This window comes from Streptomyces buecherae, assembly GCF_014295035.1.
GTDB classification, from domain to species: Bacteria; Actinomycetota; Actinomycetes; order Streptomycetales; family Streptomycetaceae; genus Streptomyces; species Streptomyces youssoufiensis.
Genome location: NZ_CP060404.1, coordinates 2,832,684 through 2,854,999, shown reverse-complemented (window position 1 = coordinate 2,854,999; position 22,316 = coordinate 2,832,684). Strand labels below are relative to the sequence as shown.

Here is a 22,316-nt window from a genome sequence, read left to right as displayed (position 1 = left end):
CCATAGCCTTCCGAACACGGAGACAGCGGGCCTTCCGAGATCCGATGGATTCGTGTTGTACTGACCTTCCTGGGCTGGTCCTGCCGGACAAGCCCCGAGACGCCGAGAGGAGGCGAAGACCAAATGATCACTTCGATTGCCACCACCAAATTGACCGATCGCTCGGTCGTCGCCGCCTGCCCGCTCGGCTTCTCCCTGCAGGGCACCGGTGTGTCCGTCGGCGTGCCCAGCCTCGGCCTGGCCAGCTTTGGCACCTCCGCCGTGCGCATGGACTCCCTGGCGACCCTCCCAGTTCGGGAGCTCGGTATCGAGCGACCGATCCAGGCACCCGCAGTGGCAGCAGTGGCGCAGGCCGAGACCTACGCCATGGCAGCGGCTAATGGTGCCGAAAACCAGACGAAGCACCACCAGATGTGGGCCTCTCGCGGGCTTGAACCCTGGAGTGATCCAACCTGATCGGCGATCAGGTCGGCACCTTCCAGGGCCGCGAAACCCACACCGGGTTTCGCGGCCCTTTTGATTTGCCCTCCTGGCCGCCCAGGGGGGAGACGCAGAGCCCGGCCACCAGCCGGGCCAACACAGACGAGGAAGTCACCACCGTGCAACTCAAGGCGCACACCCCGTCCGTCGCGACCGACCTGATCCCCCCGCCAGACCCCTCGGAGGACTCCTTGACCCCGGCCCCGCTCACCGCTCTGACCGAGTTGGATGACGCCATCGAGAGCCTCGGCGAAGCCGTGCCCTGTCGTTCGTACGACCCGGAGGTCTTCTTCGCCGAGTCGCCCGCCGACGTCGAGTACGCCAAGTCGCTGTGCCAGACCTGCCCGCTGCGCGAGGCGTGCCTCGCCGGGGCGAAGGACCGGCGCGAGCCCTGGGGCGTCTGGGGCGGCGAACTCTTCGTGCAGGGCGTTGTCGTAGCTCGGAAGCGGCCCCGTGGCCGCCCGCGCAAGAACCCGGTCGTCGCATGAACACCCCGGGAACCATCGACCGCCCCGCGACGCACGACCCCAAGAAGCAGGACCCGACGATGCCAACCACCGACGAACCCACCCTGGTTCACCCCCCACGCCACACCACCGACGCGCCCGAGGCGCGACAGAACAGGACCCGCGAAATGCAACTCATCCCAGAAGCCTTGGCTCGTGCCCATATGCACGAGCGCCTGCACGAGGCCGAGTCCGAACGCAGGGCCGTGCGCCTTGCCACCGCCCGCCGCATGCAGCGTCGGGCCGAGCGCGCGTCGCTGCGCGCCCGCCGTGCCCTGGCCATGGCGGTCATGAACTGAAGGGCTGTCGGCCGGTGAACGGCCGGTAGCCCGCGGCGATCGACCGTGGCCTCGGCCGGGGGGAGGACCCTCCGATGCCGCACCACGACCGAGGACGAGCGATCGCCCACCCGCAACAACAACGAATAGTGCCGACTTTCTGGGGGCGGGTCCGAGAGGACCCGCCCCCAGCGCGTTTCCCACTCGGCTCATCAGGGGGCGCGTTGGTCCCGCCACTCGCCACGGGCGGAGTTATCGTCAGCGAGTGGACCAGACGTCACGTGAACCGATGCCTCCCGACGGCGAATCCGTCCGCTGCGCCCACTGCGGCGCCGTCGCTTCCGGCACGCCCATGACCTGGAGTTGCTCCGTCGAGAACGGCGTGCGCCATTACTTCTGCGAAGCATGTGCCCGCGAGAACATCAGAGCCATCGAGGGGCGACTCGACTCGGCTTGGTGGTAGCCCGGATCGCCCCGAAGCTCACCGAGACTCCTCGGAGTGCTGCGGGTGGCGCGGAGCGGCGCGGGGTTCAGCGGGCTGAGAGTCGTTGGAGTGCTGCCCCGGTGGCTCGGCAGGGTCGCGAGACCCGGCCGGGGGCGGCGGCGAGGCCGGAGCCGTCCAGCCGGAGCCGTTCGGCTCGCCATGTGCGAAGGCGAAGGGCAGGCGGGGGTGGGGGCGTTGGGGCTCGGCGCGGGCCGCGCTGTCCCGTCACGCTCGGACGTCGGGGCCGTGGTCTTCCGCGCCATGGCCGGTGCGGCGGCGCGTGGCCGAGGTAACGCCTGGCTGGGGCAGCGTCTGGCCGAGGCGGGTGTGGCCGAGGCGGTCAGATGGTCGGCCGTCCGGCCCGGGGCGGGGGCCCGGGCCTGAGCCTGGGCCGGTCAGGCCGAGGTCTCCTCCGCGACGTCGTGCTCCAGCGCTGCCGGGGCGTCCTCCGGTGCCGCGACCGCCAACTCGTCTGTGGCTGCCTCGTCCGCGACCGCGAACCCGGGCACCCACGCCTCGATCTCGTCCCGCATCCGCACCGTGGCGCCGAGCTGGGACAGCACCCCGATGGTGCTCATGCTCACACGGTGGATCAGCAGGTAGGAGGGCGGCAGGTTGAGCTGTCGGCCCAGGTCGTAGGCGGGCGAGCGGCGGTCGGCCAGGGTGGTCGCCTGGCCCCGTATCCACTCCCGGGTGAACGTGAACTCCTCCTGCTGGGCCGGCTCGATGATCGGGAGCAGGTAGTCCATGAGCGCCTCCGAGTCGAGCTGGAGGTCCGGCTTGATGAACCCCTGCTCGCGCAGCAACTCCTGGACCTCGTCGCCCTCGCCGTCCAGCAGCATCCGCAGCGTGACGCCGATGTGCGGCGGCAGGCCGTCGGGCAGCCGGTCCACCGTGCCGAAGTCCATGACGCCCAGCTTCCACAGCTCCGGCGGTCCGTCCTCCGCGTCCCCCACGACCAGGCGGAAGTTGCCCGGGTGCGGGTCGGCGTGGAGCAGTCCGGTGCGCGCGACGCCCGAGAACAGGAACAGGGTCAGCAGTTGGCCCGCCCGGTCGCGCTGCTCCCGCGTGCCGTTCGCGATCACCTCGGAGAGCGGTATGCCCTCCATCCACTCGGTGATCAGCACCTGGTCGGACTGGTGGACCACGCCGGGGACGGTGAAGTCCGGGTCGCCCTCGAACTCCTCCGCGTAGGTCCGCTGGGCCTGTGCCTCCAGCTCGTAGTCCAACTCCTCGGACACCCGGTCGCGCAACTCGGCGATGAGCGGCTTGACCTCGATGCCCGGCACCAGGGGGCCGAGCAGCCGGGAGAGACGGCCGAGTTGGGTGAGGTCGGAGAGCAGCGCCTCGCCCGCCCCCGGGTACTGCACCTTGACCGCGACGCAGCGCCCGTCGTGCCAGGTGGCCCGGTGCACCTGGCCGATGGAGGCAGCCGCGGCCGGCTTGTCGTCGAACTCCAGGAACAGGTCGCGCCAGTCGTCCCCGAGGCGGCTCGCCAGCGCCGCGTGCACCGAGCGGGTGGGCATCGGGGGCGCGGCTTCCTGGAGCTTCGTCAGCGCGGCCCGGTACGGCTTGGCGATCTCCTCGGGAAGCGCGGACTCGAAGACCGACATCGCCTGCCCGAGCTTCATGGCGCCGCCCTTGAGCTCACCGAGCACCTTGAACAACTGCTCGGCCGTGCGCTGTTGCAGCTCTCGTGCGACGATCTCCGCCGGCCGGCCACCGATGCGCTTGCCAAGGCCCCAGGTGGCCCGGCCTGCGAAACCCAGTGGCAGTGCGGCCAGCTTGGCGGTGCGGGTGACCGCCTTGCGGGGTAGATCAGACATGCGCCCCTCCAACTCCAACTGAGTTCCCCCGGGGCGGACCCCGGGCCCCCGTCGTCCACCCAGCGGACGCCGGTCTACCCGGACATTGTCGCCTGCGACCCTTCACTGTTCGATGAATATTCCGCAACCGAAGCGGTCATCGTGGCGCATGCGCAGTCCGGGTGCGGCGCGATGGGCCGCAGGTCCCAGGCTAGTCCCGGCAGCGTGAGCTCCAACCGGGCCCCCACGCTGGGCGGCGCCCCACCGTCCAGGAAGGCCAGGGCCTGCGCCGCCGCCAGCCCGGCCACCGTCGTCGCCAGCGCCGCGTCGCAGGCCGGGGCGGGCGCCCGGCGGCCCGACTGCCACTGGGCCAACAGCCGAGGCCAGCCGGGCTCCCGCTCCGCGCGCCGGATGGCCATGCACGCCGCGCAGCAGGTCGCGCCCGGCACCACGAGGGGGCCCACCACCCCCGTGCCCTCCAGGACCCCGGCGTACAGATGCGGGGTCCCCGTGGTGATCAGCGGCTCGGCGGTGTCCGGCTCCGGGGCGTACACCGCCAGGCCGTCGCGCGGGGCGAGCACCACCAGGCTCAGGCCACGGGGCTCGGCCGGGGCGCGCGGCGAGCGGCGCGCGACGGCCGCGCTCCGCACCAGGCGGCGGGCCGCGGTGTCCCGGCGCTCCCCGACCTGATCCGGCGCAGGCCCGGCCGGCAACACGTCCCACGGCTCGACGCAACCGCCGTCCTGCACGTCCACCTGCCCGACGCCGGCGGCCGACAGTAGGGCCGCCACCGCCGTCCCGACGCGGCCGGCGCCTCGGACCTGCACACGCGCGGCGCGCCTGGCCCCCAGCAGCCGCAGCCCGGCATCCGGCTCCGGGTGTCGCACCGACAGGGCCGCGAGGTCGGCCCGCAGGCGCTCCATCGCCCCCGGGTCGTCCCGGACGAGGGCGGCTGGGCCCGCGCTCGCCCACGGGTCGTCGATCACCCCGGCCGCGACGAGGCGGGCCACGACGGCGTCGGCCCTCCCCTCCGGCAGGCCCATCGCCCGGGCCTCCTGGCGCAGCAGGGGCAGCCCCCGGGTGCCGTCGAGCAGGCCGATGAAGCTGGTGGTCGCCGTGTCCAGGGGGCCGACCACCACGGCATGCGAACGCGTGATCCCGAGTTGCACGGTGTCCCGGCTGCGCCAGGCCCGGCGTAGCGCCGGCTTGAGCCGTGGGTGGGAGGGGAGCGGCGCCGCCTCGCTGGTCGGCGGTGTCATGTCGGAGGGCGACCAGCCGGTGTTCCCTCGCGCCGGCCGGTCCGATCGTGGACTCGACGCCGGAGCCGTGGACGGAGCCGCCTTCGGCGCGCTCCTTCTTCGGGCTGGCTGTCCCGGAGACGCCGTGGGTCGCGAGGCGGTGGCGCGGGGCGGAGTCGGGTGTGTGGAGCGCATGCTGGTCCCCCTCTTTCCTGGTCTTCGGGCGGGGTGCGGTGGGTGTCCGGGGGTCTTGTCGTGTGATCGCTGTGGTGATCGCCGTGGTGATCTCCGTGGGCCCAGCATGGACACTTCGTACGGTGGCCGCCGGAAGTTATCCACAGGGGGCCGCGATAGTCGTACAAGCTGCTCGGACGGGCGGGTGGTTCGACCGCCATGCGCGTGCGGGGCGGGACTTCGCGTACCGCTACCGGGTAACGTCGAGGCGTGCCCGCCGACCCATCCCCTCGCTTTCCTTCGAGAGCCCGCCCGGGTGAGGGTTCCTCCAGCGCGAGCTGGGGGAGTGCCGCCGGGGAAACCCCGTTGCAGAGCGTTCCCAGAGCCAAGCGCCTCCCTCCCGGCCCCCAGCGGCGCGACCCGCAGACGAGCGCCGTCGAGATCAGGCGGAGCAGCCGGAGGCGCCGCACGGTCTCCGCCTATCGCGAGGGCGACCGCACCATCGTGTTGCTGCCGGCCCGCATGTCGGAGGCGGAGGAGCAGCGCTGGGTGAGCGTGATGCTCGACAAGCTCGCCGCGCAGGAGAGCAAGCGGATGCTGGGCGACGCCGACCTGGCGGCCCGCGCGGAACTCCTCTCCGAGCAGTACCTGGCGGGGCGGGCCACGCCGAACACGGTGCGCTGGGTCACCAACCAGAACACCCGCTGGGGTTCCTGCACCCCCGCCGAGGGCAGCATCCGGCTCTCGCACCGGTTGCAGGGCATGCCGGAGTACGTCCTCGACTACGTGCTGTTGCACGAGCTGGCCCACCTCCTGGTGCCCGGCCACGGGCCCTCGTTCTGGCGGCTCCTCGACGCCTATCCCCGTACGGAGCGGGCGCGGGGCTACCTGGAGGGCGTCGTGGCGGCGGGGCGGTTGCCGCACCTGCCCGAAGCACGCAGCGAGTAGCGCGCCCCCGCCGTCCATCGCGCGCTCTCCACTTCCACCCCGGCCCCGCGGCGGGGTCCCCGCCGCTCGCCCGCCCGGGGCCGAAGCGCGTTCCGCCGGCCCGGCCGGGCCGCGTCGCCGCGCCCCCGGAGCGCGCCGGTGCCGGCTGGGTGGAACCACCGGGCCCGGGGGGCTCGTCTCTCGGGTCACTGTCGCCGGACACGGGCGTCGCCGCTCCGTTCGCGGGGGCTTTCTCCCTGGTTTTTGGGGGATGTTCCCGAGGTCGTGGGGCGCGCGGCGGGGAGGCCGCGCCCCAGCGGGCCCGGTCGCCCCGGTATCCCCCGTCCGTGTCGTCAGCGGTTAGCCTGACGCGCAACGCACTCACGGTTTCGGGATGGGGGACGGTCGTTACGTATGGCCAGGGAATTCCAGCGCGGCCACAAGGCCAAGATCAGCGATCTGACGGCGGGGAGGGACCTGTACGTCGGCGTGCAGATCGCCGGACCCGGGCTCTCCTTCGACATCAGTTGCTTCGGCCTCGACGGCGATGAGCGACTCTCCGACGACCGTTACTTCATCTTCTTCAACCAGCCCAAGTCGCCCGAGGAGGCGATCCAGCAGCTCGGCCCGCAGGCCGGGGACACCGAGTCCTTCCGGGTGACGCTCGACAGCATTCCGCCGCGCATCCAGAAGCTGTCGTTCACCGCGACCATCGACGGCGCGGGCCAGATGTCGCAGGTCGGGCCCGGATACATCCGCATCGTCGCCGGTGGGGAAGAGGTGGCGCGGTACGCGTTCACCGGCGCGGAGTTCAGCACCGAGCGGGCGGTGATGCTCGGCGACTTCTACCTCAAGGACGTCTGGCGGTTCGCCGCCGTCGGCCAGGGCTTCGACGGCGGGCTCGAAGCGCTGCTCAAGAACTTCGGCGGCGAGGTCGCCGAGGAGGAACCCGCCCCGGCCCCCGCGCCGGCGCAAGGCGCCACCCCCGGCTTCGCGCCCCCCGGCGGCCAGGCCGCCCCCGCCGCGCCCACACCCGCGCCCGCGCCCAGCTTCGGCGCACCCGCCGCCAGCCCGCAGCAGGCCCCCGCGCCCCCATCCCCGGCGCCCCAGCCGCAGGCCCCCGCCCCGCAGCCGTCGGCCCCCGCGCAGCCGCAGGCGCCGATGCACTCGGCTCCGACCATGGTCGCGCCCCTCGCGCCCCCCGGCGGCGCCGTGCCACCCCCGAGCCAGCCCGGCCCGCCGCCGGGCTACCCCGGCCAGCCGGCGCCGTACGGCACGCCCGGCGGCCAGCCCGCGCCCGGGCAGTTCGCGCCGGGCCAGCCCGCGCCGCCGCAGGCCCCGTACGGTCAGCCGCAGGGCCAGCCGGCGCCCTTCCCCGGCCAACCAGGACCCGGCCAACCCGGCGTCCAGGGCTACCCGGGGCAGCCCGCGCCCGCTCCGTACGGTCAGCCGCAGCCGGGTCAGCCGCAGGGCTACCCGGGGCAGCAGCCACAGCCGGGCCAGCCGCAGGGTTATCCGGGACAGGGCGGCGCGCCCGGTGCTCCGACGGGCGCCGGCGTGCAGGCCGCGCTCGCCAAGTACCGCGAGGCGCCGACCGGTCAGCGCTGGACGCCGCAGAATCCCCGCCTGGTCAGGGTCGACCTCGGTGTCGGCGGGCAGCCCGTGCTCGCCAAGCAGGGCACGATGGTGCTGTACCAGGGCAAGGTCGACTTCAGCTACAAGGGCGCCGGGTTCCGGGGCCGCGTCGTCGGCAACGCGACCGGCCAGGAGATGCAGCTCATGCGCTGCACGGGACAGGGGCAGGTGTTCTTCGCGGAGAACGCGGCCGAGGTGCACCCCATCGAGCTGCAGGGCGACGCGATCTGCGTCTCCGCCGAGAACGTGCTCGCCTTCGACGAGTCGCTCCAGCACGAGGTCCGCCGCATCGAGGGGCACGGCATCCCCGGCGGCGCCCTGTTCACCATGCAGTTCCAGGGCACCGGGACCGTGATCGTCAAGACCCAGGGCACGCCCGTGGTGCTGCCCGTGACGCCCACGACGTTCGCCGACAGCAACGCCATCGTCGCCTGGTCGGCCGCCGCGCAGGTGATCATCTCCAGCCAGGTGCGGCTGCGCCGCAACGCCTTCCCCGGCCACAGCGGGGAGGCCGTGAACCTCCAGTTCCGGGGCGCGCCCGGCAACTTCATCGTCGTCCAGCCCTACGAGGTCTGAGGGAGCCCGCCATGAACCAGCAACTGCTTTCGGGCTACGCCCCGACCCCCGTCACCGCGCGGATGGAGAACCACGGCAACAGCATGCTCAAGGTCGCCATGCAGAGCGGCCAGGACCTGTTCGCCCGCACCGGCTCGATGGTGGCCTACGAGGGCTTCGTCCAGTACGAGCCGAACCCGCCCGCCGTGCGCCAGATGGCCTCCCAGTGGCTCACCGGCGAGGGCGCGCCCCTGATGAAGTGCAGCGGCGACGGGCTGCTCTACCTGGCCGACTACGGCGCGGACGTCGTCTGCGTCAACCTGGCCGGCGACTCGATCTCGGTCAACGGCACCAACCTGCTCGCCTTCGACGCGCACCTCCAGTGGGGGGTGCAGCGCGTCAAGGGCATGGCCAAGTTCGCCGGTCAGGGCCTGTTCAACGTCGGCATCTCGGGCACCGGTTGGGTCGCCCTGACCTCGCGCGGCACGCCGATCGTGGTGGACTGCGGGCGCGGCGAGGACGAGACGTACGTCGACCCGGACGCCCTGGTCGCCTGGTCGACCAACCTCAAGATGAAGGGGAAGCGCAGCTTCAAGGCCTCTTCGATGATCGGCCGGGGCAGCGGCGAGGCGTACCAGCTCGGCTTCTCCGGCCAGGGCTTCGTCGTGGTCCAGCCCAGCGAGGACAGCACTGACCGGCTCCGGGCGCGGGGCTGAGGGGGAAGAAGACATGCAGAGTCCGCTCTTCGGCCACACCGAGACCCAGTCGCAGGACCGCTACGCGATGCAGAACCCGCAACTGCTGCGGGTCTCCCTGACCGGCCACGACGACGTCCTCGCCCGCAAGGGGGCGATGGTCGCCTACCAGGGGCTCATCGAGTTCGACGGCGAGTACCAGACGCAGGGCCAGCGTCGGGCGCGCGCCCAGACCGGCGAGGGCCTGGACCTGATGCGCTGCTCGGGACAGGGCGTCGTCTACTTCGCGAACCTCGCGCAGTACGTGCACGTCGTGGACGTCGACCACGAGGGGCTCACGGTGGACAGCGCGTACGTCCTCGCGCTCGACTCCGGGCTGCACTGGGAGACCATCGCGGTGGACAGCCAGTTCGGCGTCTCCGGCTCGGGCAAGTACAACCTCAACATCTCGGGCCGGGGCAAGGTCGCGCTGATGACCTCGGGGCAGCCGCTGGTGCTCCAGGTGACACCGGACAAGTACGTCAACGCCGACGCCGACGCCATCGTGGCCTGGTCCAGTTCGCTGCGCGTCCAGATGCAGGCCCAGACCCACTCGTCGGGCGTGTGGCGGCGCCGGGGCAACACCGGCGAGGGCTGGGAACTCAGCTTCCTCGGCCAGGGGTACGCCCTCGTCCAGCCCAGCGAACTGCTGCCGCCGCAGAACGCGGTGGTGGGGCAGGGCGCCGCGGCCCAGTTCGGCATGGGGCAGCAGGGCGCCCGAGGCCAGAACCAGGGCAACGTCTGGACAAACAACCGCTGACCCCGCGCCTCCCCCCGAGGCGGGCCGGCCCGGCCCCCGCGCCGCCGGCCCGCCTCGTCCGCTGCCCAGGGGGCCGCGCGGGTGTCGTGTCGCGGCCGGTCGCGCGTCAGCGCGCGTAGCGGGCGCGCGACGGCCGGGTAATCCCCCCGCGCGCGCCTTGACCCCGTCGCCCGGCGTACGGCCGCGCCCCGGCCCGTGCCGTCGGGCCCCGGGGCGCGCGCCGTCGCTCACAGCAGTGCGCGGGCGCGCTCCACCAGGCGTACCACCGAGTCGTCGGCCACCGCGGCCACCTGGTCGTAGTCGAACCAGCGCACGTCGAGGGACTCCTCGCTCACCGTGGCCCGCGCGTCGGCGGGCGCGAGCGCCGCGTACTGCACGTCCAGATGCCAGGCGCAGGGCGTGTGGTGCTTGTCCAGACGCACCGGGCCGCCCGGCAGCAGGGTCAGCCCGGCGATGCCGGACTCCTCGGTCGCCTCGCGCAGGGCCGCCTCCGCGAGGGTGGTGTCCCGTGGCTCGCAGTGGCCGCCCATCTGGAGCCACATCCGCAGCTTGCGGTGGAGCGTGAGCAGCACCCGCCCCCGGGGCGGGTCGATGACCAGCGCGCTGGCCGTCAGATGCCCGTCCCGGCACGCCTTCCACATCCCGTCCGGATGCGCGGCCAGGTGCTCCGCGTACGTCGTCCGCAGCCGCTCCTGCTCCCCGTCGGGCGCCGGCCACTCGCGCAGCGCGCGGGTGGCCGCCGCGTGCAGCGTCGTCGGCGCCGTCACCGGTCGCGCTCGCCGCCGGCGTCGCCCTCGTCGCCCCGCTCACCCTCACGGTCGCCGTCCCGCTGGTCGGCGGCCGTGTCGCCGGGGGACGCGTCGCCCTTGCTGAGGTTCGGGCCGCTCGCCGCCTCGCCGAGCATCTTGTCCAGCTCGGAGAAGTCGAGCTGCTCGCGGTGGACGAACCCGTCCGGGTCGTCCAGGTCGGCGGCGGTGGGCAGCATGTCCGGGTGCTCCCACAGCGCGTCCCGGCCGTCCAGGCCACGGGCGTCGGTGAGCGAGGCCCACAGCCGGGCCGCGTCCCGCAGCCGCCGGGGCCGCAGCTCCAGGCCGATCAGCGTGGCGAAGGTCTGCTCGGCGGGCCCACCGCTGGCGCGGCGGCGGCGCAGCGTCTCGCGCAGCGCGTCGGCGGACGGCAGGTGGGGCGCCGCCGCGGCGTGCACGACCGCGTCCACCCAGCCCTCGACCAGCGCCAACGCGGTCTCCAACCGGGCCAGCGCCGCCTTCTGCTCCGGGGTGTCCTCGGGCTGGAACATGCCCTGCTGGAGCGCCTCCTGAAGCTGCTCGGGGTGGGTCGGGTCGAGTTGTCCGACCGCGTCCTCCAGCTTGGCGGTGTCCACCTTGATGCCCCGCGCGTACCCCTCGACGGCGCCGAACAGGTGCGAGCGCAGCCACGGCACGTGGGCGAAGAGGCGCTGGTGGGCCGCCTCGCGCAGCGCCAGGTACAGGCGCACCTCCTCCTGCCGCACGCCGAGCCCCGCGCCGAACGCCTCGACGTTCGTCGGCAGCAGCGCCGCCTTGCCCGCGGGCCCGAGCGGCAGCCCGATGTCGGTGGAGCCGACGACCTCGCCGGCGAGCACGCCGAGGGCCTGCCCGATCTGGGTGCCGAACATCGCGCCGCCCATGGAGCGCATCATGCCGAGCAGCGGCCCGGCCATGGCCTGCATCTCCTCCGGCAGGACGTTGCCCATCGCCGAGCCGACCTGCTCGGCGACCGGGTCCACCAGGTCCTTCCAGACCGGCAGGGTCGCCTCGATCCACTCGGCCCGGCTCCAGGCCACCGCCGACGCGGCCCCCGAGGGCAGCGAGGTCACGCCGTCCAGCCACAGGTCCGCCAGGCGCACGGCCTCCTCGACCGCCGCCCGCTCCTTGGGGCCGACGCTCACGTCCTTGCTCTGGCCCTCGCCCTGCCCGGCCGCGCCGCCCTGCGCCACGGTCTGCCGGGCGATGTCCTTGGCCATGTCCCAGTTCACCGGGCCGCCCTCGTACGAGAGCATCTGGCCGAGCTGCTGGAAGGCGGCGCCCAGGTCGTTCGGGTTCAGCGAACCGAACATCGCGGCGAACGGGTTGTCCGCGCCGCTGCCCCCGCCGAAGCCGAACGGATTCGCGGGACCCGGGCCACCGCCCTGGCTGTCCTTCTTCTTGCCGTCGTCGCCGTCCTCCGGCTCCTCCGGCGGAAGGCCAAATCCAAATGGGGTGTCACTCACGGGTTTCCTCGGCTCGTAGGGCCATCGGCTCGGGGCCGACAGCGACTGCCCGACAACACCACCAGCGTAGACACCCAGCCGCTATCAGGGCTCGGTGCTTCGCCGACCGGATGCCTGCGGCAGGATGGACAGCGCCTGGTACGTACGCGTCAGTTCTCTTACGTACAGAAGACAACCGCTGGAGCCGCCCGGTGAGTTCCCCAGATCCGACCGTTCGCGCAGCGCGAAACGATCCGCCCCCCGAGCACTCGGCCCGCCAGGAGCCGCCCCCCGCGCCCCTGCGGCGCCCCGTCGTGGCCGTCACGGGCGCCGCGTCGGGCGTCGGCGCGCTGCTGACCCGCAGGCTCACCGAGTCCGACGAGGTCAAGCGGGTGCTGGCCATCGACGAACGCCGGGGCGAGGTCGGCGAGGCGCGCTGGCACGTCCTCGACGTGCGCGATCCCATCATCGCCGACAAACTGCGCGGCGCCGACGTCGTCGTGCACCTCGCCACCGACCTGGACCTGGAGACCGACGCCGAGGCCAGAACGGCGTACAACGTGCGCGGCACCCAGACCGTGCTGACCGCAGCGGCGGCGGCCGGTGTGCGCCGCGTGGTGCTGTGCACCTCCGCCATGGTCTACGGCGCGCTGCCCGACAACGACGTACCCCTCTCGGAGGACGCCGAGCTCCGCGCCACGGCCGAGGCCACCGGCGTCGGCGACCTGCTGGAGATCGAACAGCTCGCCAAGCGCGCGCCCCGCGCGCACCCCGGCCTCAACGTCACCGTCGTACGCCCCGCGCTGCTGGTCGGCGGCACCGACACCGCCCTCACCCGCTACTTCGAGTCGCCCCGGCTGCTCGTGGTCGCCGGATCGCGCCCCACCTGGCAGTTCTGCCACGTCGATGACCTGGTCAGCGCCCTGGAGTACGCGGTGCTCGAAAAGGCCGAGGGCGAACTGGCCGTCGGCTGCGACGGCTGGCTGGAACAGGAGGAGGTCGAGGAGCTGACCGGCATCCGACGCATGGAGCTGCCGTCGGCGGTGGCCCTCGGCGCCGCGTCCCGGCTGCACCGGCTCGGCCTCACCCCCTCCCCGGCGGGCGACCTCGCGTACACCATGCACCCCTGGGTGGTCAGCGGCAGTCGGCTGCACGACGCCGGCTGGCGGCCCCGGTGGACCAACGAGGAGGTGCTGGCCGAACTCCTCGAGGAGGTCGCGGGGCGGCGCACGGTGGCCGGTCGCAGGCTGGGCCGCAAGGACGCGACGACGCTCGGCGCCGCCGGCGCCACGGTCGCCCTGGTGGGCACCGCCGCGCTGGTACGCCGCGCGCGCAAGGCCCGCCGCCGCCTCTAGCGACGGGGCGCGGCGGCCCGCCGGGTCCGCGCGGGTCGGCCGGGGTGAGGGGCCCGGGTCGACGTCGCGGCCGGCGCGGGGTGGGGCACGATGGGCGCCATGGCACACACGGACGCATCACAGGCGGGGGAGCGCGCGGCGGTCGACCCCATCAGACTGCTGGCCATTCGGGAGACGCCGCTCTCGGTGGACGAGGTGTTCGCCGCGGTCGGCGACGCCGCTGCGGGCGGCACGGCGCTCTTCGTCGGCACCGTACGCGACCACGACGGGCCGGGTGACGCCCAGGTCACCGGCCTCGGGTACGCGGCCCACCCCAGCGCCGTGGCGGAGCTGCGGCGGGTGGCCGAGAAGGTCGTCGCCGACTTCCCGGTCCGCGCGCTGGCCGCCGTGCACCGCGTCGGCGACCTCGCGGTCGGCGACCTGGCCGTGGTGGTCGCCGTCTCCTGCCCGCACCGCGCGGAGGCGTTCGCCGCCTGCCGCCGGCTGATCGACGACCTCAAGGCAGAGGTCCCGATCTGGAAGCACCAGACGTTCGGCGACGGCACGGAGGAATGGGTCGGCGTCTGAGGCATCCTTTCGGGCCCGGGGCGCGTCTTGGGGGGTGAAGGCGCTCCAGGGGCGCGGACGAGGCACGAAGGCTCGTGCGGTTGCGTAACCCGACCCCTGCCGTGAGCGTTGTCCTGGCAGACGATTAATCTGCTCATCTGCCAGTTGCGGGTGTGTCAGGGGATTGGAAGTCCGCTGTGGGTGTCCTCGTGTGGTTGGTCATTCCGCTCATCGCCACGGGCGCTGCCGTCGTCTACACCACCTGGGCCGCCCGTGACCGCAAGGCCGGGGACGCCGCCGAGGTCGCGGGGTACGAGCGGTTCCGCGAAGCGATGCAGCGCTCCCATTCCGGTTCCGGCTCCGCCTGACCCGGCCACTCGGCTGGCCCACCGTTCGCGTTCGTGATCGCACGCTCGCGCACCGGCCCACCACGGAGCGCGGGGCGACCGGCCTCGCGCCCACCTGGGCGCCACACCACCGCGAAGCCGCCGGCACCCGCCCGCCTCCCGCGCCGCCAGCGACCCCCCGTACGGGCCTGTCGGCGGGCGGCCCCGGAGGTGAACTCACAGGCCCGTCCCGTACTGTCGTTCCATGCCACGCCGCACCGCCACGCTGCTCGCCTCGCTCCTGACGCTCATCGCGTTGCTCTGCGCGGGAGTGCTGATACCCGTGCCCTACGCGGAGATGAGCCCTGGCCTGACGGTCAACACGCTCGGGAAGCACGAAGGCGAGACGGTGCTGCAGATCGACGGCGAGAGGACCTACCCCACCAGTGGTCACCTGAACATGACCACCGTGCAGGTCACCAACTCGGAGTACAAGATGAACCTCTTCGAGTCGATGTACGGCTGGCTCTCGCACGACCGGCTGGTGGTGCCGCGCAAGATGCTCTACCCGGACGACAAGTCCGCGGACGAGGTCAACCAGGAGAACGCCGAGGAGTTCAGCCAGTCCCAGGAGGCCGCCAAGGTCGCCGCGTTGCGCCAGTTGAAGAAGCGCGAGCTGCTGGACGTCAAGCTCGGCTCGCACACCGTGGTGGGCAGCGTCGTCAAGGGCGGCCCGGCCGAGGGCAACCTGCACGCCGGCGACGCGATCAAGGCGGTGGACGGCAAGGCGGTGCACAACCCGTCCGACGTGGCCAAGCTCGTCAGCCAGCACAAGCCGGGTGAGAAGACGGTCTTCACGGTGATCCCCGCGGAGCGGGTGGCGGCGGCCGAGAAGCAGGGCAAGGAGCCCAAGGGCGCCAAGAACGTCACCCTCGCCACGATGAAGGCCCCGGAGGAGGAGCGGGCGATCATCGGCATCGAGGCGGCCGTCGACTACACGTTCCCCTTCGACATCGACATCAGGGTCGAACACGTCGGCGGGCCCAGCGCCGGGCTGATGTTCTCGCTCGGCATCATCGACAAGCTGACCCCCGGCGACCTGAACGGCGGGGAGTTCGTCGCGGGCACCGGGACCATCGACGAGACGGGTAAGGTCGGCCCCATCGGCGGCATCGCGATGAAGACCGTCGGCGCGCGGAACAAGGGCGCCACCTACTTCCTGACCCCGGAAGCCAACTGCGCCACCGCCTCCCGAGACATCCCGGACGGGCTCACCCTCATCAAGGTGGGCGACCTGGACGACGCGATGGACGCGCTGCGCAAGATCCGCGAGAAGAAGACGGACCAACTGCCGAGCTGCCCCGAGAACTGACCGTCGGTCCGCGCCCGACCGGCCCGCCCCACAGGCGCGCCCCACCGCCCCCGCTGCCCGACGCCGCCCGATCGGCCGCGCCCGACCGGCCCCGCCCGACCGGCCGTCGCCGCGACGGAGCCCGAGCCCCGTCCGGCCGGGTGACAGCCGTACGGGGCTCGCGACCGCTCGCCGCCGGGCGCGCCCGGCCGTCAGTCCTCGAACGTGGCGGCCAACGCCTCCGCGAGCCCGGGCACCAGGTCGGCCCCGGTCAGCACCTCGGTCGGGGAGTCCTTCTCCCGCAGCCGCAGCGCCGACTCGCGTGCGCCGTCCCGCAGCACCGCGACCGTCATGCGGACCTCCTGGCGGCCGGGCTGCTTCGCGACCCAGCTCGCCAACTGCCGCTCGTCCAACCCCTCCGGCACGCTGGTCTCGGACGTCGCCGGCAGCATCAGCCGCTCCACGACCAGGGCGCAGCCGGCCACGGCGTCGGGCCAGGCGATGGTGGCCAGGAACTCGTCCAGCGCGGCGCCCACCGGCAGCTCGTCCTGCTCAATGGGGGTCAGGGAGCCGGCGGGGCCGTCGGCTTCGAGGCCGAGCTGCGCGGCGAGCTGCGGCTCGTCGGCGCGCAGCCGGGCCGTGTCGACCAGGGCGAACAGCCGGGCCGGCTGGTCCCAGCCGAGGCCGGCCGCGTACTCGTCGAGCTCCAGTACGGCACGGGTGAGCGGGCTCGCGGCCATGGGGGGCGCGGGCGTGGAATCCGGGGGAAGGTTGGACATGGTCAATATCGTGCCTTGAACGGACCCCAAAACGGGAACTGAGTAAAGCCTGAGTAAGTTGCATCAGTGGGCCCTAGTATCTCGGGGCCGCTTCACCCAGCTTCATCGACACCGAACTTCGAGGTGCGCACCTTGGCTTTCCAGATGCCGGACCGCGGCGGAGGCCCGACCGGGCCACGGATCAGAGTCGGCCGACCGTCCCGGCGGGTCCGGACCCTGCTCATGACGCTGGGCGTCCTGGCCGTGTTGGCCATGGGCTTCGTCATGTTCGCGGGGTTCTGGACGGACTGGCTGTGGTATCGCTCGGTGCACTACTCGTCCGTCTTCAGGACGACGCTGGTGACCAAGATCGGCCTCTTCCTCGTCTTCGGGCTGCTCATGGCCGTGGCCGTTGGGGTGAACATCTGGCTGGCCCACCGGCTGCGCCCGCCGCTGAGCGCGATGTCGCTGGAGCAGCAGTCCCTCGACCGGTACCGGATGGGCATCGACCCGTACAAGAAGTGGCTGCTGATCGGCGTCACGGCGCTGGTCGGCCTGATCTCCGGGGCCTCCGCATCCGGCCAGTGGCGCACCTGGCTGCTGTGGGTCAACGGGGTGTCGTTCGGCCAGAAGGACGCGCAGTTCCACAAGGACGTGTCGTTCTACGTGTTCGACCTGCCCTGGTACCGCTTCCTGCTGAGCTTCGGGTTCGCGGCCACCGTCCTCTCGTTGATCGCCGCCACGCTGGTGCACTACCTGTACGGCGGGCTGCGCATCACCAGCCCCGGCGCGCGCGCCACGGCGGCGGCCACCGGCCACCTGTCGGTGCTGCTCGGCATCTTCGTCGCGCTCAAGGCCGTCGCGTACTGGCTGGACCGGTACGGCCTGGCGGTGAAGTCGAGCGACCTCAAGGAGACCGGTAACTGGACCGGTCTGAAGTACGTCGACGCCAACGCGTACCTGCCGGCGAAGACCATCCTGTTCTGCATCGCGGTGATCTGCGCGCTGCTGTTCTTCGCGACGCTGTGGCGGCGCACCTGGCAGCTCCCGGTGATCGGCTTCGGCCTGATGGTGCTCTCGGCCATCCTGATCGGCGGGCTCTACCCGGCGATCGTGCAGAAGTTCCAGGTGCAGCCGAACGAGCAGGCCAAGGAAGCGCCGTACATCAAGAAGAACATCGAGGCCACGCGCAAGGCGTACGGCATCGACAAGACGGACGTCACGGACTACCAGGGCGAGAGCAGCAAGGACCCGAAGACGCTGCGCGCCAAGGTGGACTCCACGGCCAGCCTGCGTCTGCTCGACCCGAACGTGGTCTCGCCCACCGTCCAGCAGCTCCAGCAGGTCCGTGGCTACTACCAGTTCCCGCAGACCCTGGACGTGGACCGGTACAAGACCAAGGACGGCAAGGACCAGGACACCGTCATCGGTCTGCGCGAGATCAACACCAAGGGCATCCCCGAGCGCAACTGGATCAACGACCACTTCAAGTACACCCACGGCTACGGCGCCGTGACGGCCAAGGGCACCGACACCACCAAGACCGGCGCCCCGGCGTTCATGGAGCGCAACCTCCCGTCGGAGGGCCAGTTCGGCGACTACGAACAGCGCATCTACTACGGCGAGAAGACGACGCAGTACTCGATCGTGGGCGGCCCGCAGGAGGAGCTGGACTACTCCGGCGACAAGGGCGAGGAGAAGACGACCACGTACAAGGGCGACAGCGGGGTCAAGCTCTCCAACCCGCTCAGCCGGGCGGCGTACGCGGTCTCCTTCAACGAGCCGCAGATCCTCTACTCGGGGGCCATCGGCGAGGGCTCGCGCATCCTGTACAACCGCACGCCGAAGGAGCGGGTCGAGGCCGTCGCCCCGTGGCTGACGATCGACGGCGACGCCTACCCGGCGATCATCAAGGGCCGCATCCAGTGGATCGTGGACGCGTACACGACGACCAACGGCTATCCGTACGCGTCGCGCACCACCCTCGGTGACACGACGGAGGACTCGCTGACCGACGGCCAGCGCGAGGTCGTCGCGCAGGAGAACAAGGTCAACTACATCCGCAACTCGGTCAAGGCCACGGTCGACGCGTACGACGGGTCCGTGAAGCTGTACGAGTGGGACACCGAGGATCCGGTCCTCAAGACGTGGCGCAAGGCGTTCCCGGGCACGGTCAAGGACCGCGACCAGATCAGCAAGGACCTGATGGACCACCTGCGGTACCCGCAGGACCTGTTCAAGGTGCAGCGCCAGTTGCTGACCCGCTACCACGTCGAGGACCCGGAACAGTTCTACAGCGGCAGTGAGGTCTGGCAGGTTCCCGACGACCCGACCAACAAGGTCAACTCGGTGCCGCCGTACTACCTCAGCATGCAGATGCCGGATCAGAAGGAGAAGAAGTTCTCCCTGACCACCACGTTCACGCCGAACGACCGGGACAACCTGAGCGCGTTCATGGCGGTCGACGCCGATGCCCAGAGCGACGGCTACGGCAAGATCAGAATCCTGAAGCTGCGGCCGAACAACCCGGTCTCCGGACCACAACAGGTGCAGAGCAAGTTCAACTCCGATCCGAAGATCGCCGAGAGCATCAGGCTCCTCAAGGGCGGCGACTCCACGGTCGAGTACGGCAACCTGCTGACGGTCCCGCTCGACGACGGCCTGTTGTACGTGGAGCCGGTCTACGTCCGGGGCGCGGGGACGAACTATCCGCTGCTCAAGAAGGTCCTGGTGACCTACGGCGACCAGACGGCCTTCGAGGACTCGCTGGACAAGGCGCTCGACGTCGTCTTCGGTGAGGAGAAGCCCACCGATCCGACGAAGCCACCGGGCGACGGCCAGGAACCTGACGAGCCATCGGGCGACCCGACGGTGCGCGAGGCCCTGAGGGACGCGCAGGACGCCATCACCGCGGGCCAGGAAGCGCTCCAGAAGGAGCCCCAGGACTGGGAGGCGTTCGGCAAGGCCCAGAAGGACCTGAAGGACGCGCTGGACCGGGCCGCCAAGGCGGAGAAGGACGCGGCGGACAAGGCCAAGGGCGACGGCAAGGGCGACGGGAAGAACGACGGCGCCAAGGACGGGGCCGGCGGCGACAAGGGCGGCGGGGCCGAGCAGGCGTCCGCCGACACCGGAGGCCAGCCAGCCGACAAGCCGGAGCGGACGCCGGAGCGAGCAGACGGGTGAAGGAGCCCACCCCGCGTCGTGATACCTTAAGGGAACACCGACGCGGGGTGGAGCAGCTCGGTAGCTCGCTGGGCTCATAACCCAGAGGTCGCAGGTTCAAATCCTGTCCCCGCTACTTGAAAGACAAGGCCCGAATCCTGATCAGGGATTCGGGCCTTGTCGCGTCTACGGCCCGCTCCGCCCCGCCGTACGGCCCGCCCCGGCGTACGGCGCGGCTGCCGGGGCAGGTGTGTCGCACGGTCTCCGTGTGGCGGGATGAGCGACACGACGAGCGGCGCGACGCGCCGAGGACGGCGCGCGGAACTGGCTCCAACTGCGGTTTCAGAAGTCGTTCTGTCGGGAAGTCGACAAAACGTCGAATTGACCTCGCCCCTGCGGTATACCAGGTGTACGCCGGTTGTGGGTGGTGCAACGATGGAACGCATGGGGGACAGGGCGAGGTTGTTGGAGAAGGAGCGGCTTGTGCCGGCGCCCGACGACGGGCGCGCCGAAAGCATGCCGGGACTCGCGCTGGACAGCGCGAGCGAAGTGGACGCCGTCACCGCGGACATCGCGGGCAGCGCGTACAGCGCCGACGTCGAATTCGAGACAGTGCACCGCCGGGCTGCCGAGGCCGGCGACCCGGCCGCCATGAGCGTCCTGGGCGCCCTGCTGCTGCGCCGCGGCGACCTCGACCGGGCCGAACCACACCTGCGTGCCGCCAGCGTCGCCGGCGACCGCGCCGCCGCCAACAACCTGGGCGTCCTCCTGCACCAGCGCGGCTACGCCGACGAGGCGGCCGGCTGGTGGCGGACCGCCGCCGTCGCCGGCTCGGCCGCCGCCGCCCACGCCCTCGGCCGGCACCACCGCGAGCGCGGCGACGAGCCGGCCGCCGAGTACTGGCTGCGGCAGTCCGCCGAGTCGGGGCACGCGCTCGGCGCGTACGCCCTGGCCGACCTGCTTGAGCACCGCAGCGACGTGGGCGCCGAGCGATGGTTTCGCGCCGCCGCCGAGCACGGCCACCGCGAGGCCGCGTACCGGCTCGCGCAGATCCTGCACAGGCGCGAGCGCGAGCAGCACCACCCCGACGGCCGGGGCAGGTCCGCGCGGGCCGACGGCGAGCAGAGCGAGGCCGAGCGCTGGTACCGGCAGGCCGCGGCGCGCGGGCACCGGCGCGCCGCGCTGCACCTCGGCACGCTGCTTGAGGAGCGCGGCGAGACGAAGGAGGCCGGCCGCTGGTACCTGATGTCGGCCGAGGACGGCGAGCCGCGGGCCGCCTGCGCGCTCGCGTTCCTGCTGCGCGACGCCGGCGACCTGGACAGCGCGGCCGTGTGGTGGCACCGGGCCGCCCAGGACGGCGACGGCAACGCGGCCAACGCGCTGGGCGCGCTCCACGCCGACCGGGGCGAGCCGCAGACCGCGGAGCGCTGGTACCGCGCGGCGCTGGGCGCGGGCGACATCAACGGCGCATACAACCTCGGCCTGCTCTGCGCCAGCCAGGGGCGCACCGCGCAGGCCGAGCAGTGGTACCGGCGCGCGGCGTACGCGGGTCACCGCGAGGCCGCGAACGCGCTGGCCGTGCTGTTGCTCCAGCGCTCGGACGCGGCCGGGGCCGAGCCGTGGTTCTCCAAGGCCGCCGAGGCGGGCAGCGTGGACGCCGCGTTCAACCTCGGCATCCTGCACGCGGGACGGGGCGCGGAGCGCACGGCGCACGAGTGGTACGTACGCGCCGCCGCCGGTGGGCACACCGAGGCCGCCCTCCAGGTGGCGATCGTGTTGCTGCGCGAGGGCGACGAGGAGGCGGCCGAAAAGCATCTGCGCTGCGCGGCCGAGGGCGGCAGCGCCGAGGCCGCCTTCCGGCTCGGCGCGCTCCTCGACCGGCCGGCCGTCGTCGACCCGAGCGCGAGCCTCGGGAACGGTACGGACAGTGAGCCGGAGCGGCCGGAGTGCGAGGAGTGGTACGAGCGGGCGGCCCGCCAGGGCCACCGCCGCGCACAGGTTCGAGTTGGCATGCTCGCGTCCGCTCGCGGGGACGTGGTGAAGGCCGCGCACTGGTACCGCACCGCCGCCAAGGCCGGCAGCCGCAACGGCGCCTTCAACCTGGGCCTGCTCCTGGCCCGCGAGGGCAGTGAGCCGGAGGCGGCGCTGTGGTGGACCCGGGCCGCCAACGCCGGCCACGGTCGCGCCGCGCTGCGGCTCGCGCTGCTCGCGGCCCGGCGCGGGGCGCTGACCGAGGGCCAGCGCTGGTGCGCCCGCGCGGTCGAGCTGGGGCCCGCCCAGGTCGCGGAGCGCGCGGCCCGGCTCGCGGACGCGCTCCAGCAGGAACAGACCGCGTAGACCCGCGCTCCGCGTACGCCGCCGGCGGGCGCCGGGCCCCGCCGCGCGCCGGGCCGGCGCGGCGGCGGAGGCGGTGGGAAGGCGGGGCGGCGAGGGGCGGCGGGACCGCGATTTGCCCTGGTCGTCGGAGTGGGGTTACAGTAAGTACACAACGACGCGGGGTGGAGCAGCTCGGTAGCTCGCTGGGCTCATAACCCAGAGGTCGCAGGTTCAAATCCTGTCCCCGCTACTCGCAAAGACAAGGCCCGAATCCTGATCAGGGATTCGGGCCTTCGTCGTTTTACGTCATTCCCTCGTGGTCCCGTTCCCGGCTCGGTGTCGGCTCCTCGGTATCGGCTGTGGTCGCGGTGGTGGCCACCCGGCGTGCGGCGCGTGCCGGTGGGGGTGTCACGCGGCGGCTGGTGCGGGCGGTGGCGTCCGTCGTGGTCGCGGGTGGGGGCGGCCTGCGGGAGGCGGCCCGTGCGCGCCCCGTGATCGGGCGTGGGGCGCCCCCTGGGCTCGGACCGGTCGGCCCCTTGGCGGGGTGGTCGGGCGCAAACCTCCCGGCGCCGGGTTCACGTCTTCCGGTGACGCGCCACGGGCGAATCGTTCAGCCGGAACCGGCTGCCGCGAGGCTGGGCGCGCAGGTACTCGCTGCCCGCCCCGGGCGTCGCGCCGCCACCGCGCACGCACCGCACC

At 72.5% G+C, this 22,316-nt stretch carries 18 protein-coding genes and 2 tRNA genes; 15 read left to right on the top strand and 5 right to left on the bottom strand.

Annotated features, from left to right (window positions below):
• The first annotated feature begins 123 nt into the window (after positions 1-123).
• From H7H31_RS10450 to H7H31_RS10440, 3 genes are all read left to right on the top strand, one after another.
• Complete coding sequence (locus H7H31_RS10450; protein WP_187062642.1) at positions 124-456, top strand: hypothetical protein; 333 nt, start codon at positions 124-126, stop codon at positions 454-456.
• 143 nt (positions 457-599) lie between these two features.
• Positions 600-968, top strand: a complete 369-nt coding sequence (locus H7H31_RS10445) for a WhiB family transcriptional regulator (RefSeq protein ID WP_176163965.1) — start codon at positions 600-602, stop codon at positions 966-968.
• Positions 965-1,285, top strand: coding sequence for a hypothetical protein (locus tag H7H31_RS10440; protein WP_187062641.1), 321 nt, complete (start codon positions 965-967; stop codon positions 1,283-1,285). Before H7H31_RS10445 ends, H7H31_RS10440 begins: the two co-directional genes overlap by 4 nt.
• 858 nt (positions 1,286-2,143) lie before the next feature.
• Here the strand turns inward: H7H31_RS10440 and H7H31_RS10435 are convergent.
• Entirely contained in the window at positions 2,144-3,574 is a 1,431-nt protein-coding gene (locus H7H31_RS10435) for an ABC1 kinase family protein (RefSeq protein WP_187062640.1), read from the bottom strand.
• A 74-nt stretch (positions 3,575-3,648) separates the two neighbouring features.
• Positions 3,649-4,812 (bottom strand): TOMM precursor leader peptide-binding protein, encoded by a 1,164-nt coding sequence (locus tag H7H31_RS10430; RefSeq protein ID WP_187062639.1) that lies wholly within the window; start codon positions 4,810-4,812, stop codon positions 3,649-3,651.
• Between the two features lie 423 nt (positions 4,813-5,235).
• Between H7H31_RS10430 and H7H31_RS10425 the strand changes: the two genes are divergently transcribed.
• The 4 genes from H7H31_RS10425 (at position 5,236) to H7H31_RS10410 (ending at position 9,576) form a co-directional block, all read left to right on the top strand.
• The gene (locus H7H31_RS10425) at positions 5,236-5,913 is read left to right on the top strand and encodes a M48 metallopeptidase family protein (protein ID WP_372454637.1); all 678 of its coding nucleotides are present in this window, start codon (positions 5,236-5,238) and stop codon (positions 5,911-5,913) included.
• Between the two features lie 393 nt (positions 5,914-6,306).
• Positions 6,307-8,103, top strand: a complete 1,797-nt coding sequence (locus tag H7H31_RS10420; protein WP_187117888.1) for a TerD family protein — start codon at positions 6,307-6,309, stop codon at positions 8,101-8,103.
• An 11-nt stretch (positions 8,104-8,114) separates the two neighbouring features.
• Positions 8,115-8,798, top strand: coding sequence for an AIM24 family protein (locus H7H31_RS10415; RefSeq protein ID WP_187062297.1), 684 nt, complete (start codon positions 8,115-8,117; stop codon positions 8,796-8,798).
• A 13-nt stretch (positions 8,799-8,811) separates the two neighbouring features.
• On the top strand, positions 8,812-9,576 hold the full coding sequence (locus H7H31_RS10410) for an AIM24 family protein (RefSeq protein WP_187062296.1): 765 nt from the start codon (positions 8,812-8,814) through the stop codon (positions 9,574-9,576).
• Positions 9,577-9,803: 227 nt separating this feature from the next.
• Here the strand turns inward: H7H31_RS10410 and H7H31_RS10405 are convergent, their stop codons facing one another.
• Positions 9,804-10,343, bottom strand: coding sequence for an NUDIX hydrolase (locus H7H31_RS10405; protein WP_187062295.1), 540 nt, complete (start codon positions 10,341-10,343; stop codon positions 9,804-9,806).
• Positions 10,340-11,824, bottom strand: a complete 1,485-nt coding sequence (locus H7H31_RS10400) for a zinc-dependent metalloprotease (RefSeq protein WP_187062294.1) — start codon at positions 11,822-11,824, stop codon at positions 10,340-10,342. The genes H7H31_RS10405 and H7H31_RS10400 overlap by 4 nt, the downstream gene beginning before the upstream one ends.
• Before the next feature lie 191 nt (positions 11,825-12,015).
• On the opposite strand from H7H31_RS10400, the gene H7H31_RS10395 reads away from it, so the two are divergent.
• The 4 genes from H7H31_RS10395 to H7H31_RS10380 all read left to right on the top strand — a co-directional run bounded on the left by H7H31_RS10395 (position 12,016) and on the right by H7H31_RS10380 (position 15,402).
• A complete protein-coding gene (locus H7H31_RS10395) occupies positions 12,016-13,158 on the top strand; it encodes an SDR family oxidoreductase (protein ID WP_187062293.1) in 1,143 nt (380 codons plus the stop codon).
• 90 nt (positions 13,159-13,248) lie between these two features.
• Positions 13,249-13,725, top strand: coding sequence for a molybdenum cofactor biosynthesis protein MoaE (locus tag H7H31_RS10390; protein ID WP_372454999.1), 477 nt, complete (start codon positions 13,249-13,251; stop codon positions 13,723-13,725).
• A 176-nt stretch (positions 13,726-13,901) separates the two neighbouring features.
• Positions 13,902-14,072, top strand: coding sequence for a hypothetical protein (locus H7H31_RS10385; RefSeq protein ID WP_187062291.1), 171 nt, complete (start codon positions 13,902-13,904; stop codon positions 14,070-14,072).
• Positions 14,073-14,295: 223 nt separating this feature from the next.
• The gene (locus tag H7H31_RS10380) at positions 14,296-15,402 is read left to right on the top strand and encodes a YlbL family protein (protein ID WP_187062290.1); all 1,107 of its coding nucleotides are present in this window, start codon (positions 14,296-14,298) and stop codon (positions 15,400-15,402) included.
• A 191-nt stretch (positions 15,403-15,593) separates the two neighbouring features.
• Here the strand turns inward: H7H31_RS10380 and H7H31_RS10375 are convergent, their stop codons facing one another.
• Complete coding sequence (locus H7H31_RS10375) at positions 15,594-16,160, bottom strand: PPA1309 family protein (RefSeq protein WP_187062289.1); 567 nt, start codon at positions 16,158-16,160, stop codon at positions 15,594-15,596.
• Between the two features lie 144 nt (positions 16,161-16,304).
• Here H7H31_RS10375 and H7H31_RS10370 point away from each other — a divergent pair, with 144 nt between their 5' ends.
• The 4 genes from H7H31_RS10370 to H7H31_RS10355 all read left to right on the top strand — a co-directional run bounded on the left by H7H31_RS10370 (position 16,305) and on the right by H7H31_RS10355 (position 21,867).
• The gene (locus tag H7H31_RS10370) at positions 16,305-19,322 is read left to right on the top strand and encodes a UPF0182 family membrane protein (protein ID WP_187062299.1); all 3,018 of its coding nucleotides are present in this window, start codon (positions 16,305-16,307) and stop codon (positions 19,320-19,322) included.
• Positions 19,323-19,363: 41 nt separating this feature from the next.
• Positions 19,364-19,437 (top strand) — tRNA-Met (locus tag H7H31_RS10365).
• 299 nt (positions 19,438-19,736) lie between these two features.
• The gene (locus H7H31_RS10360) at positions 19,737-21,638 is read left to right on the top strand and encodes a tetratricopeptide repeat protein (protein ID WP_187062288.1); all 1,902 of its coding nucleotides are present in this window, start codon (positions 19,737-19,739) and stop codon (positions 21,636-21,638) included.
• A 155-nt stretch (positions 21,639-21,793) separates the two neighbouring features.
• Positions 21,794-21,867: transfer RNA gene (locus H7H31_RS10355), tRNA-Met, on the top strand.
• The last annotated feature ends 449 nt before the right edge of the window (positions 21,868-22,316 follow it).

Bases quoted from the DNA above. Each gene is read 5' to 3' on its own strand.
- H7H31_RS10450 (WP_187062642.1), top strand. From the start codon at position 124: ATGATCACTTCGATTGCCACCACCAAATTGACCGATCGCTCGGTCGTC.
- H7H31_RS10440 (WP_187062641.1), top strand. From the start codon at position 965: ATGAACACCCCGGGAACCATCGACCGCCCCGCGACGCACGACCCCAAG.
- H7H31_RS10435 (WP_187062640.1), bottom strand. From the start codon at position 3,574: ATGTCTGATCTACCCCGCAAGGCGGTCACCCGCACCGCCAAGCTGGCC.
- H7H31_RS10430 (WP_187062639.1), bottom strand. From the start codon at position 4,812: ATGACACCGCCGACCAGCGAGGCGGCGCCGCTCCCCTCCCACCCACGG.
- H7H31_RS10420 (WP_187117888.1), top strand. From the start codon at position 6,307: ATGGCCAGGGAATTCCAGCGCGGCCACAAGGCCAAGATCAGCGATCTG.
- H7H31_RS10415 (WP_187062297.1), top strand. From the start codon at position 8,115: ATGAACCAGCAACTGCTTTCGGGCTACGCCCCGACCCCCGTCACCGCG.
- H7H31_RS10410 (WP_187062296.1), top strand. From the start codon at position 8,812: ATGCAGAGTCCGCTCTTCGGCCACACCGAGACCCAGTCGCAGGACCGC.
- H7H31_RS10390 (WP_372454999.1), top strand. From the start codon at position 13,249: ATGGGCGCCATGGCACACACGGACGCATCACAGGCGGGGGAGCGCGCG.
- H7H31_RS10380 (WP_187062290.1), top strand. From the start codon at position 14,296: ATGCCACGCCGCACCGCCACGCTGCTCGCCTCGCTCCTGACGCTCATC.
- H7H31_RS10375 (WP_187062289.1), bottom strand. From the start codon at position 16,160: ATGTCCAACCTTCCCCCGGATTCCACGCCCGCGCCCCCCATGGCCGCG.
- H7H31_RS10370 (WP_187062299.1), top strand. From the start codon at position 16,305: ATGCCGGACCGCGGCGGAGGCCCGACCGGGCCACGGATCAGAGTCGGC.
- H7H31_RS10360 (WP_187062288.1), top strand. From the start codon at position 19,737: ATGGAACGCATGGGGGACAGGGCGAGGTTGTTGGAGAAGGAGCGGCTT.